Annotated in this window: 10 protein-coding genes; 5 read left to right on the top strand and 5 right to left on the bottom strand. The window is 41.0% G+C overall.

Going from position 1 to position 16,197, the window contains the following annotated elements:
* Positions 1–37 precede the first annotated feature (37 nt).
* Both pbpC and R8N23_RS01600 read left to right on the top strand, forming a co-directional pair.
* Positions 38–2,407 (top strand): penicillin-binding protein 1C, encoded by a 2,370-nt coding sequence (gene pbpC / locus R8N23_RS01605; protein WP_318169815.1) that lies wholly within the window; start codon positions 38–40, stop codon positions 2,405–2,407.
* A 57-nt stretch (positions 2,408–2,464) separates the two neighbouring features.
* Entirely contained in the window at positions 2,465–2,761 is a 297-nt protein-coding gene (locus R8N23_RS01600) for a hypothetical protein (RefSeq protein ID WP_318169814.1), read from the top strand.
* Here the strand turns inward: R8N23_RS01600 and R8N23_RS01595 are convergent.
* The 3 genes from R8N23_RS01595 to R8N23_RS01585 all read right to left on the bottom strand — a co-directional run bounded on the left by R8N23_RS01595 (position 2,758) and on the right by R8N23_RS01585 (position 5,051).
* Positions 2,758–3,609, bottom strand: coding sequence for a hypothetical protein (locus R8N23_RS01595; protein WP_318169813.1), 852 nt, complete (start codon positions 3,607–3,609; stop codon positions 2,758–2,760). The two genes, R8N23_RS01600 and R8N23_RS01595, sit on opposite strands and share 4 nt — an antisense overlap.
* Positions 3,610–3,667: 58 nt before the next feature.
* The gene (locus tag R8N23_RS01590; RefSeq protein WP_318169812.1) at positions 3,668–4,084 is read right to left on the bottom strand and encodes a DoxX family protein; all 417 of its coding nucleotides are present in this window, start codon (positions 4,082–4,084) and stop codon (positions 3,668–3,670) included.
* A 97-nt stretch (positions 4,085–4,181) separates the two neighbouring features.
* Positions 4,182–5,051: a helix-turn-helix domain-containing protein gene (locus tag R8N23_RS01585; RefSeq protein ID WP_318169811.1), complete on the bottom strand. Its 870-nt coding sequence runs from the start codon at positions 5,049–5,051 to the stop codon at positions 4,182–4,184.
* A gap of 134 nt (positions 5,052–5,185) precedes the next feature.
* Between R8N23_RS01585 and R8N23_RS01580 the strand changes: the two genes are divergently transcribed.
* Genes R8N23_RS01580 through R8N23_RS01570 form a run of 3 tightly spaced genes read left to right on the top strand, consistent with a single transcriptional unit; the run spans position 5,186 to position 12,731 of the window.
* Positions 5,186–6,049 (top strand): DUF1080 domain-containing protein, encoded by an 864-nt coding sequence (locus tag R8N23_RS01580; protein WP_318169810.1) that lies wholly within the window; start codon positions 5,186–5,188, stop codon positions 6,047–6,049.
* A gap of 46 nt (positions 6,050–6,095) precedes the next feature.
* Entirely contained in the window at positions 6,096–9,617 is a 3,522-nt protein-coding gene (locus tag R8N23_RS01575; RefSeq protein ID WP_318169809.1) for an ABC transporter permease, read from the top strand.
* Between the two features lie 51 nt (positions 9,618–9,668).
* A complete protein-coding gene (locus R8N23_RS01570) occupies positions 9,669–12,731 on the top strand; it encodes a DUF3971 domain-containing protein (RefSeq protein WP_318169808.1) in 3,063 nt (1,020 codons plus the stop codon).
* Between the two features lie 53 nt (positions 12,732–12,784).
* Here the strand turns inward: R8N23_RS01570 and R8N23_RS01565 are convergent, their stop codons facing one another.
* Both R8N23_RS01565 and R8N23_RS01560 read right to left on the bottom strand, forming a co-directional pair.
* Entirely contained in the window at positions 12,785–13,717 is a 933-nt protein-coding gene (locus tag R8N23_RS01565; protein WP_318169807.1) for a DUF4249 family protein, read from the bottom strand.
* 5 nt (positions 13,718–13,722) lie between these two features.
* The gene (locus R8N23_RS01560; RefSeq protein ID WP_318169806.1) at positions 13,723–16,101 is read right to left on the bottom strand and encodes a TonB-dependent receptor; all 2,379 of its coding nucleotides are present in this window, start codon (positions 16,099–16,101) and stop codon (positions 13,723–13,725) included.
* Between the last annotated feature and the right edge of the window lie 96 nt (positions 16,102–16,197).

Genomic DNA, 16,197 nt, shown 5'->3' with positions numbered 1-16,197 from the left:
ATGACGATATTGCTTGTTTGGCTGACGTGCTTTTAAAATGAAAAACAAAATCATCAAAATACTCCAAAACCGACTTGTGCAGTTGCTCCTGCTCGGATCGGTTTTGTTTTTGTTGATACTGCTCCCTGATCCGCTATTCGACAAGCCTTACACCACCACTATAGAATCAGCGGATGGTCAACTCATGGGCGCTCGTATTGCTGAAGATGGTCAGTGGCGTTTCCCGATGGTGGATAGCTTGCCGGCCAATTTTGAAACCGCAATCCTCCACTTCGAAGACGAATATTTCTATTACCACCCCGGGGTTAATCCCATTTCCATTTTTAAGGCCTTCGTCACGAATGTGAAAACGGGCAGCATTAAGCGTGGAGGCAGTACTTTGTCTATGCAAGTAATCAGAATGGCGCGAGGCAATCAGTCCAGAACCATTATCCAAAAACTATGGGAAACCCTATTAGCGCTTAAACTTGAGCTATTTTATTCCAAAAAAGAAATCCTCCATCTCTATGCCAGTCATGCGCCGTTTGGGGGAAATGTGGTAGGTATCACAGCTGCCTCCTGGCGATATTTCAATCGAGCGCCAGAACAACTTTCCTGGGCAGAAGTGACTGCACTGGCCGTACTGCCTAATCAACCTTCGATCATTTTTCCAGGGAAGAACCAAGAAACCTTTCGTAGAAAAAGAGATTTCCTTCTCCAAAAACTACATCAAAAAGGAATTTTTGATAAGACCACTTTGGAATTAGCTATGGCAGAAGAATTGCCAGGAGAGCCGCATGACTTACCTCAACTAGCTCCTCACCTTTTAGGTCAATTGATCAAAGATGGAAAAAAAGGACAGCGCAACCGAGTGACACTGGACTTGCCGATGCAAAATACTGTAACTCAACTTTTGGAAAAGCACCTCCAAAACTGGAATGCTAATTATGTTTTTAATGGAGCTGTGCTAGTGGTAGATCTGAGGAGTGGTGAAACCAAAGCCTACGTAGGCAATGTCGATACAGAAGACATTCATAGCCCATCAGTGGATATCATTCAGGCCAGGAGAAGTACGGGTAGCTTACTTAAACCCTTCTTGTATGCTACCACCATCGACGAAGGGTTGATTACGCCCAAACAGTTACTTGGTGATTATCCTATCTTTTTCGAAGGTTTTGCACCGAAGAATTTTGACTTACAATATCGCGGTGCAGTTCATGCCGATGAGGCATTGACTCGTTCGCTCAACCTACCTTTTGTGATGCTTTTAAAGGAATACGGTTATCAAAAATTCCATCAAAAGCTCCAACGAATTGGGATGCGTAGTCTGGATCAATCGGCCGATCATTATGGCTTGTCAATGATATTAGGAGGAGCAGAATCCAGTCTTTGGGAATTGGTGAATATGTATGCGAATTTATATCGTGTCTATCAAAATTCTTTTGACCAATCGATCACCGCACGCTACGAAGCAAACAACTATATCCATCACCAATATCTGATTGATCAACCCAAGCAAGTACTAAATACTGTACAGAATCCTGAGGAATTCAGCATTGCTTCTATCTGGTCGATGCTAGAAGCCATGAAAGGCCTCCACCGCCCTGATGACTTTGCCGGATGGGAGCAGTTTAGATCCTCCACAGCCATTTCCTGGAAAACAGGAACCAGTTTTGGTTTTCGTGATGCTTGGGCCATTGGGCTCAACGGCCGATATGCCGTGGGGGTCTGGGTAGGCAATGCAGACGGAGAAGGACGACCCGGACTAGTTGGTGGTAAGGCGGCAGCGCCTTTAATGTTTCAGGTATTTGAACAGCTGGAAAGCAACCCTTTCGGAGAAGTGCCCACTAGTGAAACTCAGCTTTTTGAAATCTGTAAAGAGAGTGGCCAAAAAGCGAATTCGAATTGTGAAAACACAGCAGAGATTTCATTGCCAATCATGGTAGAAAACACCGGAGTATGTAGTTTTCATCAGCTCATACATTTGGACAAGCAGGAAACCTATCAAGTGAATAGTTCTTGCTATGATGTGAATCAGATGATACACAAAAGCTGGTTTACGCTGCCGCCAGTTCAGGCATGGTACTATCGTCAATACAACACCGATTACCAAAGCCCACCTAAGTTTCTCACGGGGTGTGACCAATCATCAAAAGCCAACACACTCGAAATGATTTACCCAAAATCCAACGCCAGAGTCTTCATCCCAAAGGAACTCGATGGCACTTACGGCCAAACCATTTTCGAAGCGGCGCACAGCGATACCAAAGAGACGATTTACTGGCACTTGGATGGCGTATACTTGGGCAGCACCAAGCGTGTGCATCAAATGGGACTCTTTACCGAGCCCGGTGACCATATACTCCAGTTGCTCGACGGTCAAGGCCAGGAGTTGAATTTGAAATTTGAGGTGATGGGGGAGGAATAAAAATGCCTATTAATAGGTATACCAAATGACCTCGCCTTATTCTATATTTGGCAAATCATGGTGGTAGAAGTAGCCAAACATATCAATGAAATTCAAGCACTTTGTACGAAACACAAGGTGAAAGAACTGTCGGTTATTGACAACCCTACATTACAACCGGACCAAGTACATTTTTTAGTGAAGTTTAGCACCAATATCTCAACCATGCACTATGCTGACAACTATTGCGAACTTCAGGACGGTTTCAACGCCTTATTTGGCAAGACTGTCACCCTCTGGTTCGAAAAATCCTTCCCCGATTTGCAACAGCTGGAAGAGGTCAAAAAAAGCAAACGGTTGTTGTTTGAGGTTTAGCTCAAATGAATAAATAGCTGGCCAATTACCATTTCTGCTTTCCAATCATAGGTTAATCCAAAAAATCCACCCAAATGGACAGCAGAGGCTCTAATATATTTTCTGATTCCTGTTTGAAGAAACGCCACTTCTTCCTGTTCAAACATATATTGGGTATCAATTAAAAAACTCCAACCGCTCCTAACATTTACAAACACTGAAGTAGACAATTTTTCCTTTGAAGAATAAGTAGTTGTATTTTCAAACCACTCCCTATTAAACCTCAAGGCTGTAAAATATTCTCCATTGGCCAAACGATAGCCCGCTACACGCCAATCCTGAATAGTGATATTCAAATGATGCGCCCAATGTTTTCCATGATTGAAGTAACCGTAAGTAAGCATAGCATTAGAGCTAAAAACATAAGCCACTTTAGTGCCCGGTCGCCCGGGAATAATCGTACTTTGAGCATGAGTTTCTACCTGACTTTCCCAAGTGGTCGGATTAGGTCTTAGTACGGTAGTCGGTGTAGCAATCAAACCTACATGCCAACTGAATTTAGCTGTTGGCTTGAGCATCAGTTCAAATGAATTGTATCCAGCTACTGGTTGGTTTTTACTTATTTGAATGGCCCCCCAGGTTTTAAATATCAATTGGTCACTCAATTTTAATGAAGACTTAATCCCTATTCGGAAATTAACATCCGCGTAGCTGGCAATGCTGTCAGTTGGAAAGAGGGTAGTAGAATTGAAACCAGCGTATATCCTCGACAAGGAAAATTGGTCGTCTACATAGACATTGGTCATTTGAGCATGAACCACCGAGGACATTAAAAATCCTATCAATAATGGAATGAAGTGATGTCTCATATTTTCAGCTTGATAAAACAGACGCGACTAGAAAGTCGCGCCTGTCTACGTCACCCACTCAATCCCAATAATTGGTTTTTGAAAACGCAAGAGCACCGGCCCCTGAAAAAAATACCGCAAGTCCTCCGAATAGATAAAAAGCCTGAAGTTCGACAGCCCAGCCCCCAAATTGATTAAGAGCAAAAATATCTCCGGCGTGCGCCAACAATGTGGCTACGAGTATATTGAATACAAGGACAAGGGCCGCCAACCTCGTGCGATAACCTGCAATGATCAAAAGCGGTGCAACGATCTCCCCGATGAAGGCTCCATAGGCGAAAAATTCCGGTAGACCATATCCTGCAAATACACTTTTGATAAAAGCATATCCAGAAGTGAAGTTGGCAATGCCGTGAAAGAGTAGAAGAAAGCCAACAAGCACACGCTGGATGAATAGTGCAAGGCCTTGATTTTTGTCAATTTTTAAAATTTCCATGATATTTTGATTTGTTTAGAGCCATTGAAACGGCGGTCTATGACCTGGGTTAATGGACAAATCGGATGATATCATGGACTTTTGTGCAGCCCCTGTGTTAAATCGCCACTTCCACCTGCTCTTTATAGAATTGGGGCGCAAGACCGGTGTGTTTTTTGAAGAATCTGGTAAAGTATGCCGGGTCATCAAAGCCCAACTCATAGCATATTTCTTTCACTCGTTTGTCTTCATGAAAGAGAATCCTTTGTGCCTCTAGTAATAATCTTTCTTGGATAAGTTCCCCTGTCGAACGTTCTGCATACTTACGCGTTGCGGCGTTGAGTGCTCTGGGTTGCACATTAAGCAGGTCAGCATAAAACTGGACTGAGTGCTCCTCCTTGTAATTTTTTTCTATGGCTATTTTTAACGCTCGAAACAGCTTGTAGCTCGCATCATTGATTGGCACTTGATCGCTCGATTTTTTTCTTTTGATACGGTTGATTTGAGAGATGACAATCTTCAAGTAAGAACAAATGATTTCACTGGCATTGATATCCTGAATTAGAAATTCTTCATGCAATTGCTTAAATAAATTGTCAAATATTGCTTTGCTGTTTTCATCCAATTGAATGACTGGACAAGAAGTATTGCTGTCGAATAAGCAAGTGTCTAAAACATGATTCATAAAATCCTGCTCATGCTGAAAGACGGCAGGAGAAAACCTCACAACATACCCTTCTGATTCGGAAAACTGGTTGAGTTTGTGAATCTGACCTGGAGCTAATACAAACATCACCGACCCATCGTAGTAATGTCTTTTCAAATCCAAATCATGGGTGCCGTTGCCATCTTTCAACCAAATGATTGCAAAGCTTTTTTGACGACTTCCCTCTCCCAATACATCCAGGGCACAATGCATTGGTGAAAAAGTATCAATTCTGAAACTTTTAAATTCATCCAGATCGTAATAATCAGCTGACTTGTTCATGATTGGTTTTTTCTGAGTTAAACAGAATACGGCTATCAACAAGATTGGTTTTGTACCACATGCCCCATTTGAATGGGACAATTATCATTCTACCCATTTAAGAGTCTAAGCTATGTTTACTTAAACTTGTTGTCATGAAAAAACTACTGCTCCTTCCGTTCTTTATCATTTTCTCTTCCTTTTCTCAAAATAAAGGTAACTGGGTAGCATTACTGGACAAAGAACTCTCTCAATGGGACACTTATTTGAGTTATCGACATCAAACCAGTTACAATGGAGATGAGCCTTTGGACGCAAATGGAAATGTCATTAAACCTATAGGGTTGAATCCAGAAGGGTTTGATGTGTTTAGCGTATCAGAAAAGTCAGGCGAGCCCACCTTAAGAGTGAGTGGAGAAATTTATGGCAGTTTGATTTCAAAAAAAGAATATGAAAACTATCACCTCCGCTTGAAAGTGAAATGGGGAAACGAAAAATGGACGCCGAGAAAAGACAAGCTCAAAGATTCAGGAATCTTATACCATTCTATTGGACCCATGGGCGCAGAATATTGGCGTTCTTGGATGCTGTCTCAAGAATTTCAAATCATGGAGGGACACATGGGCGATTATTGGAGTCAAGCCAATTCAGCGATTGATGTTAGGGCTTATATTCCTGAAGGAGTGATGAATCCTGTCGCAGATGAAAACCCCGATTTCATTGGGCTAGGAGCTGGAGAAAAGGCAGGCGGGTTTTGCATGCGAAGTGTAAATGCCGAAAAACCTTCTGGTGAATGGAATACACTCGAACTCGTTTGCTTTGAAAGTAAAAGCCTGCACATCGTGAATGGTCAGGTGGTTATGATCTTGAAAAATTCAAGGTATTTAAAAGATGGTCTAACTATGCCAATGACTAAAGGCAAAATACAAATTCAAAGTGAAGCAGCCGAAGTTTACTTCAAGGATATAGCCATTCGGGAGTTGAATGCAATGCCTAAAGCCTATCTCAAATACTTTTAAGCCAGACTCTATTTTCAACCTGCCTTTTATTCCCTAATTTCATCCCATGGATCAATGGATCGAATGGCCTTGGATACAAATGTTAGCAGCATGCACTTGCCTTTCTGGTTTTGTGCTTTCCGTTTTCCTATTGCTGAGTAAGTTTCCCGCGAGCCGCTTTTTAGGACAGTTGGTCCTGGCTTACCTTGGGTTTGCGCTTCTTTCCAGCTTGCCCTTCGGAGAATTCTGGACAAACTTCTCTCTTGTATTTGTCGCCTTTTCACTCAATCGGTATGGTTGCACTTTTTTCACACAAGATTCTAGGTTCAATAGAAAACATCTAGGGTTTATTTTCTTTGTTAGCATAGTTTGCTGCTTTTCTTTTTACTTTTCACTATTCTGGGTACTGAAAGGATTAGCGATCATGCTGGTTATTGAGTCTGTTCAAAAAACAAATCGGGAAGCCAGCACCCGGGGCATCTCTTGGTTTCAGAATCCAGGAGCCAGAGTGGTTTGGTTTAGAAACTTTTATGGCTTCAATCTATTCCTCGTTTCTGCTTTTCTGTTTTTGGATCAGTACATTTTTTCAGAAATGATCTGGGGAGGAGTGCTCCTCCTTTTTGGCTTTATCTATTTCCAAATATTCCAAGAATCCGGTTTTTCGTCTCCTATCCCAGTAGCCAATAAGTACAAAAAGTCAACCCTTTCTGCTTCCCAAAAAGCAACGATACTAGAGAAGTTGGACAAACTCATCGCAGGAACAAAATTTTATCTAAAAGATGATACGTCGCTCAGTAATCTGGCCGAAGAACTTCACACCACAACGCATCATCTATCGCAGGTATTGAATGAAAGCAAGGGAATCAGTTTTCAAGAACTGATCAGTCAACACAGAATACGTGAGGCTCGCCGTTTACTTAAGGATCCAGAGCAAAAAGACGCCAAAGTAGAGAGCATTGCGGCGATGGTGGGTTATAATTCCAAGTCAGCATTCAATACTGCATTTAAACGCCATACAGGTATAACTCCAAGTGAATATCGTGAGGCAAAAGACGTTCGGTCCTATCGGGAAGAACGGCTACCCGATAAGAAAATACCCTATTCTTTTAGTAGCACTTTTAGTTTGAGTCATCTTTTTACCAAAAAACTCAAACGAACCATGGTTATCAATTTTTTCAGAACATTTATCCGAGCACTTAAGCGCAATAAAGTTTTTACACTCATTAATCTATTTGGACTCACCGTAGGTTTTGCCTGCAGCATGCTGATTTATCTTTTCATCGAACATGAGCTTTCGTACGATCGCTCACTTCCCAATCATGAAAATATCTATCGAATCAGTTGGATTGCTGAGCATTCGCAAACACGAACTCCACACCCGATGGCGCAAGCCATGCGAAGAGATTTTCCGGAAGTAAAAACAGCTGTTAGTATCTCCCCATGGTACGGAGCTGGTCTCACCAAACAAGAAATTCAGGTAGAAAACAAAACACTGGAATTGAAATTTGATGAACCAGATTTCTTCTTTGCAGATTCTACTTTTCTGGAAGTTTTTCAGTTAGCCATAGTAGCCGGAGATGTCAGGGCGCTTCATGAACCCAACACACTGGTAATCACAGAAGCCATGGCCATGAAGTATTTTGGAAAGGCGGATCCCATTGGTCAGATACTTACCATCAGTGATATGCCAATTGAAGTTTCTCTGGTGGTCGAAGGTATGCCTGAAAACTCTCACTTCCATTTTAATGCTTTGATTTCGTATGAAACAGTTAAGGCAATAAACCCAGAAAATCATTGGATGACCTGGGCAGATTTTGGACACTTCAACTATATCGTATTGGAAGATGGTGCTAACTCTTCGTCACTACAATCGAAAATAGGAGAATGGGTGTTTAAATATCTCAATTGGGATGAGGACGCTAAAGAACGGTTCGATACTGGGGAGATTAAGTTTGAGCTTCAATCGATCACAGATATTCACCTCCACTCACATCTTCGGTGGGAGCTAGAGAGCAATGGCAACATCCTATACATTTACATTCTAAGCGGAACGCTGGTTTTCATTCTGATCATTGCAGGAATCAACTACATCAATCTCACAACAGCTAAATCCGTGGAGCGCGCAAAAGAGATAGGTGTGAGAAAAACCCTTGGCGCCGTCTCTGGTCATCTCACGCTACAGTTTTACCTGGAGTCCATTCTCTTTTGTCTTGTGTCCATGATGCTAGCCATTGGACTAACCGGGCTGGTCATTGATGCATTTAACGAACTCAGCAACAAAGCTTTTGCTTTTACTGATTTGTTTAGTCTCGGCTTTTTGGGAAAAGCAGGTTTACTTGCCTTAGTCATTGGGCTGTTGGCAGGTATCTATCCTGCACTTTTTCTTTCGGCTTTTAAACCCTCAGATGTACTGAAGGGAAAGCTATCTGTAAGCGGAGGAAACAACAAACTGAGAAGCTTGCTCGTGGTTTGTCAATTTGTTGTCTCTGCCATCTTGATAACATCCAGTCTCATTATTTTGAAGCAGATCGATTTTATGAAGTCCAAAGAACTGGGGTTTGATCAGGATGCGGTAATTTCTATTCCTATTCCTTCGAGTGTTGAGCATGGAGGAATCAACCTTTCGCAAACTCAAACCATCCAACAAGAGCTTAGAAAAATTCCCGGTGTTCAAAACGTATCCGCCGTTTCTAACCTTCCCGGGTCGCAGTTCGATAATCACCCTGTTCATTCTGTAGAACATCATCCGGACTATCTGGACGCCAGCGAAATGTTTGTCGATTTTGGTGTCGTAGAGCTGCTCGATTTGGAAATACTAGAGGGCAGAACACTCGGTCAAAGCTATGCCGCCGATTCTGCAGGAACCAATGTTTTGATCAATGAGTCATTGGCCCGTGGACTCAACTTTACTGATCCGATTGGCGAAAAATTCACCTGGCACCTAGGCGGGAGAGATTTGGAAATCACTGTGGTTGGTGTGATTCGAGACTTTCATTACAAATCTTTACATCAACCAATCAATCCACTTATTATTCAATACCAACCTTACATGATGAATGAAATGGTGATAAAACTGGAGGGCCAGCGTTTCCAAAAAACACTTGCAGCCATAGAAAAACTGTACATTTCCCATGGTCAGCAAGATGGCTTTGAGTATCATTTCCTTGATCAACAGCTTAGTGACCTATACAACAATGAGGTACGCACCTTAAGTGTCTTTTCCGTATTTGCCGTGATCGCACTATTTCTAGCTTGTTTGGGTTTGCTCGGTATGGCACTAGCCATGCTCGGTCAAAAACTAAAAGAAGTGAGTATTAGAAAAATTTTAGGCGCGAGCCCACTTCAAATCATATATATGATATTTTCTCAGTTTGCCGTTCTCATCGGTATTGCGCTAGTTATAGGATTGCCATTGGCGCACTTGCTTATGCAAGAATGGCTCGGAGAATTTCCCTATCAAGCATCTCAAGGTTTGATCCCATTTGTTTGGTCGGCCATATTACTACTCGCCATAGCATTGACTAGCGTGAGTTTGGTGGTTGTAAAAATCGCCACTACCAACCCTGTAGATACTTTGAGATACGAATAACCAATTCATATCTCATGAATAATTGATACCTTAGATGGCTTATCGTTATTCATGAGATTATTCTTTAAAATTACCGGCTCCATTGCCATCCTGTTCATTCTTCCTCTTTTGATTCTAGAATTGGTGGTGGGTTTCTGGTATAAAAACGAAATTGTCGATCGGTTAAAAATTTTGGCCGATGAGAGCCTAGAATCATCCATTTATTTTTCGGATATAGGAATTAGTACTCTACCTAACTTCCCTCATCTCACCATTTCTATAAAAAATTTATCCATTCGGGAGAGCGGCTATGAAATCCTCAAAACAGAAAAAATAGCGCTTCATGCTGATCTAATGGATCTTTATCATGAAAACTATTCGCTAAGCAAAATAGAGATCCTCAAGCCTCGATTTTATGCACCGATAGATTCTACTGGCAAGAAGTTTATGCTTCGCATTAAAAAAAAGGAAGAAGCAAAACCTGGAGCCAAACTCCTGCTTGATATCCCGAAAATTGAAATAAGAGATGCTTTAATAATTGTAGAAAATGCATACAAAAAGAACAGAGTAAGGATATCTGTTGACCAGGGTAATTTTCGACTCAAGTCATTCGACGACTTGCTTGAATTCAAGGGAGATGCTGTTGGGGTGCTAGACACAATGATTTCCCGAGGAAACTTAAACCAGACCGCAGTCCCTATTGCTGCTCATCAAGCGACCTTTCGAGTAAACACTTTGGATGACAAAAAACTATTTGATGGTATTCTTCAGCTTTATAATGCTCAACTTCGAGCGTATGGTCTGTTAAAACCTACAGGCAATGGTAACCTACTAGATATTACATTGGAAGGAGATGAGGCTAGAATTAATGACTATCTGGCCCTCATTCCACAATTCAAACCACTCAAGCTGGTCCAACACAACCCGGATGCTCAACTTACTCTGACTATTCGAAATTCTGGCTTTGTAGATCCAGTCACTTTTCCTAATGTCGACATACTGTTTGAACTGCGTAACGCGGCTTTTACCAGAATTGGATTATCTGGTATAATGGACAGCGTAAGTTTTCGCGGACGTTTTACCAATGGGAAAGAACGAAATGCCAAAACAAGCGAAATGGTCATTGACTTTGGTCATGCCAAAGTGAAAAATAGCTTTTTTCAAATCAAAGGTTCTATCAGCAACTTTGAAGATCCGTATCTAAATATTGACGCGAGTTCAGAATTAGAATTAGCGGACCTAAAGAATCTATTGAATTATCCAGATGTAGAAATGTCTGGATCTATAAAAATTCTGGCCGATGTAGATGGGAAAATTTCGGAACTAGAAAAACAAGGAAGATCAAGACGAAATACCTTCAATGGTTATTTTAAATTCGACAATATCAATATTAGAAAAAAGGCGTCGAACATCAAGGTTGAAAATCTCTCAGGAGGAATTGGAGTAAAGAACAAAGAACTCACTCTATCCGCACTGACTGCTCGATTCAATGACGCCAAGGTAAGGATATCAGGCTCCACACGAAACTTTTTTCCATTGTTCGAAAAGAAGCCAGGCAAAACCTCTTTTGCCAACTTATACATAAATATAGATGGGCTGTCCGTATCCCAATCGGATATAAAGGCTTTTTCGAATAGTGATCAAGGTAAGGCCAACCCAAAAGCTTTTGAGTTTCCACCGTTTCTTCATCTCAACTGTGATGTAAACATGAAGGAGTTTTCCTACGAAGATTATCATGCTGAAAGCATCAAGCTTAAATTGGCACTCAACAACGACTCTTTATCAATAGCAACCAGTCACTTCAAGTTGGCAGAAGGTGATTTGTGGTTGGGTGCGGTATCCAGACCATCAGCTAACACCATAAATAATTACAACATCTGGGTTAAAGCTGATTTGAACCATTTGGATACGAAAAATTATTTGTCTTCAAAAAAGAGTGAGAGCAACAAAGAAGTTATTGGAAGCAGAGACTATTCGAACTATACTATCCATACTGACATACAACTCAAAAACCTAAAGCATAACAAAATAGAACTATCAAACCTTAGAATTCTTGCTGATTTAAAGGAGGGGAAACTCAAAGCCAAAACATTCAATTTTGACTTTCCATTTGGAAAAACCCAGTCAAGCTTAGAAATTGACCTCAAAGACTCTGTTTATCAAGTAAGTGGAAATTCCAAAGTGGCTCTTCACGCTTTCAATATTGATTCACTAAAAAAATACTATAACACCTTAAGGCCAAAGCAATCTTCTGAAGATTCTCTTCAAAACAAAAAGCCATCACCTTTCTCCGTAGATAGATTTATTTTTCATGTTTCAGCTCCAAGTGCGACCTATCAACAATTCAAGATAAACTCCCTTGATGCCAATCTTCATGTTCGAGAAAATCGACTGCGACTTGCTAAATCTTCTTTCGAAATGTTTGATGGGGTATTTGAAATAGATGGCCTGATTCGAAAAAACGAAGCACATGAAGTAAAAGCCTTTTGCAACCTATCTGCATCCAATATTAACTTGGGAGACATTACTTCAAATGTGGTTAAATCCAAGAACGAAATGTTTTCTGAGCAACATTTTAAAGGTAATGTAGGAGTAAGCGGCCAGATACTACTCAAGTATAACCATGAGCTTGTGCACCAGGAAGATGAGATGTTGGGGAAAGTGAATATTTCTCTGAGTCACGGAGAATTAATAAGATTCAAACCAATAACTGAATCACTCAAATTTATCAAACAATCGAATCGTGATACGATTTTTCTGGCCAACCCTAATTTGGAGGTGCTATTTCATAACGACGAGATCGTGCTACCAACTACCACATTTAAGTCTTCCTTGTCCAATATAGAATTTTCCGGTTACCATAGCACTGAGTTTGATTTTGGGTTCGACTTGCAGATTAGTGTGAGTGATTTGCTGTTTAAATCTCAAAAGAAAAAACGTAAAGAAGTCAATAATGAAGAAAAAGCCCGTTTCGGTTTAATCAAACATTACCTTCAAGCCAGAACAGTCGATGGTAAGTTGCAAATTGAATCTATGAAGAAGAAAGACTATCACGATGATCTGTATATACTAAAGAGAAGATACGACCAAGTGGATTCTACACTGAATCAAATGAGTCTGCAAATTGTGCAATAAAAAACCCCGACTCGTTTGCCGGGGTCTTCTCAATCGAACTAAACTGCAAATTCTTATTCATCTTTTGGCACCTGACTGATATCCAACCTTTTGCCATTACCCTCCACTGCAGATACACAGAAGAAGCCTAAGGCAAGGTCATCAGAGGTGGAGTTTACAATATTTGTGGGCACGTTGCTCAGCGGTGTATCAAACAATGCAGCAAACCCTCCGGGTCTATCCGTCTGAATACTCAGTTGCGTCAAAAAATTATGTGCCGCATGTGTAATCGAATGTACCTCTACATATAAAGAATCTCCGTCTTCATACGGTGATAGAAAAGAGTCTTCTTCATTTGGGTCTTCATCGAATGGATTTACCGCATCTCGAATTGGAGGAATAAAGATCAACCCATCAATAGCACCTCCTGCAGAAAAGCCTGCATCCCAGGCAATATTAATTTCAGAAGGTTTAGCTAAGTATTGTTCATTTTTGAAGGATTTAATCCAATACGTGTCACCCGTTCCTTCAGGGTCTCGTGACCAAAATTCTCCGATATAAAACTCTTCTTCGGTTCCAAAAGCAGTCTCCAATTCATACCTAAACGTCACGCTATCTACTGTAGGTACCCGATTGAGTTCCGAGACGGAAGTATAGGTGTTTCCTTCGGCAACTACTGTCAAAGTGTAAGAATTGCCAACTGTGCCGAAAGCCTCTGTACTATATGACCATACATACGCTCCATTAGTAGATTCTATAAAATCAAAACGAGTGCCCTCATTGTCGACTATATAAACTTCTGCTCCTGTCACACCCACACTTTCTGAATTGTCGAAATAGGGCTGCGTTTTGGTCACTTTGATCACCTGGTCTTCTGGTTTGTTGTTTACCCAAGCATCGACCACAACTACCTCAGGAGCGTCATTTAGTTCTGGATATATCTGGTCATCACAAGACATGATGACTATACCCACGATAAGAATGTTAATATATTTTAAAGCTTTCATCGTCATTAAAATTTGAAGTTGTAAGAAACGGCCGGTATCATATTACCAATAATGGAAACTTGTCTCGCTTGGGTATCAACCAAATCACCCGGCCCAGGCCTTACGTCATTATCTTGTGTGAAATAAATGGAGAATGGGTTCTTTCTACCATAGAGGTTATACACTGAAAACACCCAATAGCTTTCGTTTTTCCTTCTTTCTCCGTTTCTTCTAAATCGTTTGCCCTGTAGTGTCGCCGAAATATCCAATCTGTGATAAACAGGTATTCTGAAATTGTTTCGTCCATCTCCATAGTTGTAGGGTACAACATAATCTCCCATTTGGTAGCGAGAGGTAGGGAAGGTAGTAGGTGTACCTGTAAGGAAAGTGAAGTTTGTAGAAAGACTCCACCGGTCATTCAAGTCATAAAAGGCCGCCAATTTCACATTATGTCTTTGATCATAACGGGTCGGATACCATCTACCTCTATTGATTCCTTCGGTTTGCAACTCTGTTTTGGCAAGGGTATAACTCACCCAACCGGTCAACCTTCCAGTATTCTTTTTCGCATATAATTCAAGCCCATAGGCTCGGCCTTCTCCGCTTAGAAGGTCACCTTCTATGTATTCATTGATTAATAGGTCCGCCCCGTCGATATAGTCAATCTGGTTTTCGGTTTTTCTGTAATAGACCTCCGCAGAAAACTCCACATTGTTATCCGGTCCAAAATTTCTAAACCATCCCAAAGCTACCTGATGACCTATTTGAGGTTTGATATTATTGCTACTAGGAGTCCAAACATCCAATGGGTTCGAGGCCGTGGTATTGGATATCAGATGTAAGTACTGGCTTGTTTTATTATAACTCGCCTTGAAGGAATTGTATTTATTCAGTTGATACTTTACAGAAAATCTAGGCTCGAAATTGTCATAGCTTTGAATAGATTCCCTACTATCAAATTCCTCCGCGCCAATCACTGGCCGTCTGGTACCTGGGATCGTATCTCCATAAGTATATGCAACACCAGAACCTAATAGACTAAAGTGTGAATATCTCAAACCATATTGTAGCTGAATACTCTGGCCAATCTTTTGATCATTCGATATATAGAGCGCCGACTCTAGTGCATTTTTAGATGGTAAGCTAATGTCCTGAGACTCTCCATTACTCACACCTACCGCATTGGCCGGTTCGAATTTGAGGAATAACAACTCCCCGCCAAAGGATACTTCATTGTTCGGATTTACGAAGTAGGTAAACTCTGGCTTAAAGTCATAGTTCAGTATTCGGGAATTCCAGTCAAACTGGTCCATCTCGTCTTCACCAAATGCCAACACATAATCGTAATCACTAAAAAAGGCCGTGAAGTTGGCAAATATTCGATCCGTAAAAATATGATTCCATCTCAGGGTGGCAGTCTTGTTTCCCCAGTTGAACCCTTGGTTGGCATCAAACTTAAAGTTGTCTCTTCCAAAATAACCAGAAAGATAAACTCTGTTCTTCTCATTGATATTCCAGTTGGTCTTCATAGTCAGATCATAGAAGTTGAGTGCTGCACCTCCATCTAGTGCGTCAGTAAATGCCTTGGCAAATACGTCGATATATGATCTTCTTGCTGCTATTATAAATGAAGCCTTGTCTTTCACAATTGGTGCCTCAACTGCCACCCGACTAAAAATGGTTCCTATACCACCCTGTGCGGCAAACTCCTTACTGTTACCTTCTTTCATTCTGATATCTAATACAGATGATATTCGACCACCATATCTGGCAGGGATACCACCTTTAATTAAATTGACATCTTTTACGGCATCTGGGTTAAATACTGAGAAAAAGCCAAGCATGTGCGAAGAATTATAAACAGGAGCTTCATCGAGCAACACCATATTTTGGCCAACACTTCCTCCTCTTACATTGAACCCTGATGCGCCTTCTCCAACAGTAGCCACGCCAGGCACCATCTGGATACTTCTGAGCACATCTGCCTCACCCATAAAAGAAGGGATTTTGGTAATCGTTTCAATATCCAATTTGTTGGAAGACATTTGAATACCTGAAACATTGACGTCCTCGGGTTCTGCAGATATTACCACTTCTTCGAGTTGCTGGCTATCTGAAAATAGTTCTACATCTATCCTTCTGTTTTCAGATAGATCTACAGATTGCGCAATAGGCTGATAGCCGATATAGCGGTATTCTACTTCATAAACATCTTGTGGGAGTGTGATGGAGTAAAATCCATACACGTTGGTGATTACACCTTGAGAGCTCCCTTTGATAAGTACCGTTGCACCTATCAGGGTTTCTCCATTACTTGCATCTTTTACATAGCCACTTATGGTATTTTGTGCCTGCGTATAAAAAGCCAGGCAAACCAAAAGTTTGGCCAATAGAATTTTGTTCATTGAGTTTAGTGTAAAGTTTTAAGCTTTAGTTTTTATTAACCTTTGGGAAGACGATAAAGAATTCCAATTCACGCAATTATTGGTTATTACTTTTTG

Origin of the sequence: Reichenbachiella sp., from assembly GCF_033344935.1 — a bacterium.
Classification (GTDB): Bacteria; Bacteroidota; Bacteroidia; order Cytophagales; family Cyclobacteriaceae; genus Reichenbachiella.
The sequence above is the reverse complement of the archived record's forward strand: the minus strand, read 5'-3'. Positions and strand labels throughout refer to the sequence as shown.

Coding starts and splice junctions, on each gene's coding strand:
- pbpC (WP_318169815.1), top strand. CDS start 38: ATGAAAAACAAAATCATCAAAATACTCCAAAACCGACTTGTGCAGTTG.
- R8N23_RS01600 (WP_318169814.1), top strand. CDS start 2,465: ATGGTGGTAGAAGTAGCCAAACATATCAATGAAATTCAAGCACTTTGT.
- R8N23_RS01595 (WP_318169813.1), bottom strand. CDS start 3,609: ATGAGACATCACTTCATTCCATTATTGATAGGATTTTTAATGTCCTCG.
- R8N23_RS01590 (WP_318169812.1), bottom strand. CDS start 4,084: ATGGAAATTTTAAAAATTGACAAAAATCAAGGCCTTGCACTATTCATC.
- R8N23_RS01585 (WP_318169811.1), bottom strand. CDS start 5,051: ATGAACAAGTCAGCTGATTATTACGATCTGGATGAATTTAAAAGTTTC.
- R8N23_RS01580 (WP_318169810.1), top strand. CDS start 5,186: ATGAAAAAACTACTGCTCCTTCCGTTCTTTATCATTTTCTCTTCCTTT.
- R8N23_RS01575 (WP_318169809.1), top strand. CDS start 6,096: ATGGATCAATGGATCGAATGGCCTTGGATACAAATGTTAGCAGCATGC.
- R8N23_RS01570 (WP_318169808.1), top strand. CDS start 9,669: ATGAGATTATTCTTTAAAATTACCGGCTCCATTGCCATCCTGTTCATT.
- R8N23_RS01565 (WP_318169807.1), bottom strand. CDS start 13,717: ATGAAAGCTTTAAAATATATTAACATTCTTATCGTGGGTATAGTCATC.
- R8N23_RS01560 (WP_318169806.1), bottom strand. CDS start 16,101: ATGAACAAAATTCTATTGGCCAAACTTTTGGTTTGCCTGGCTTTTTAT.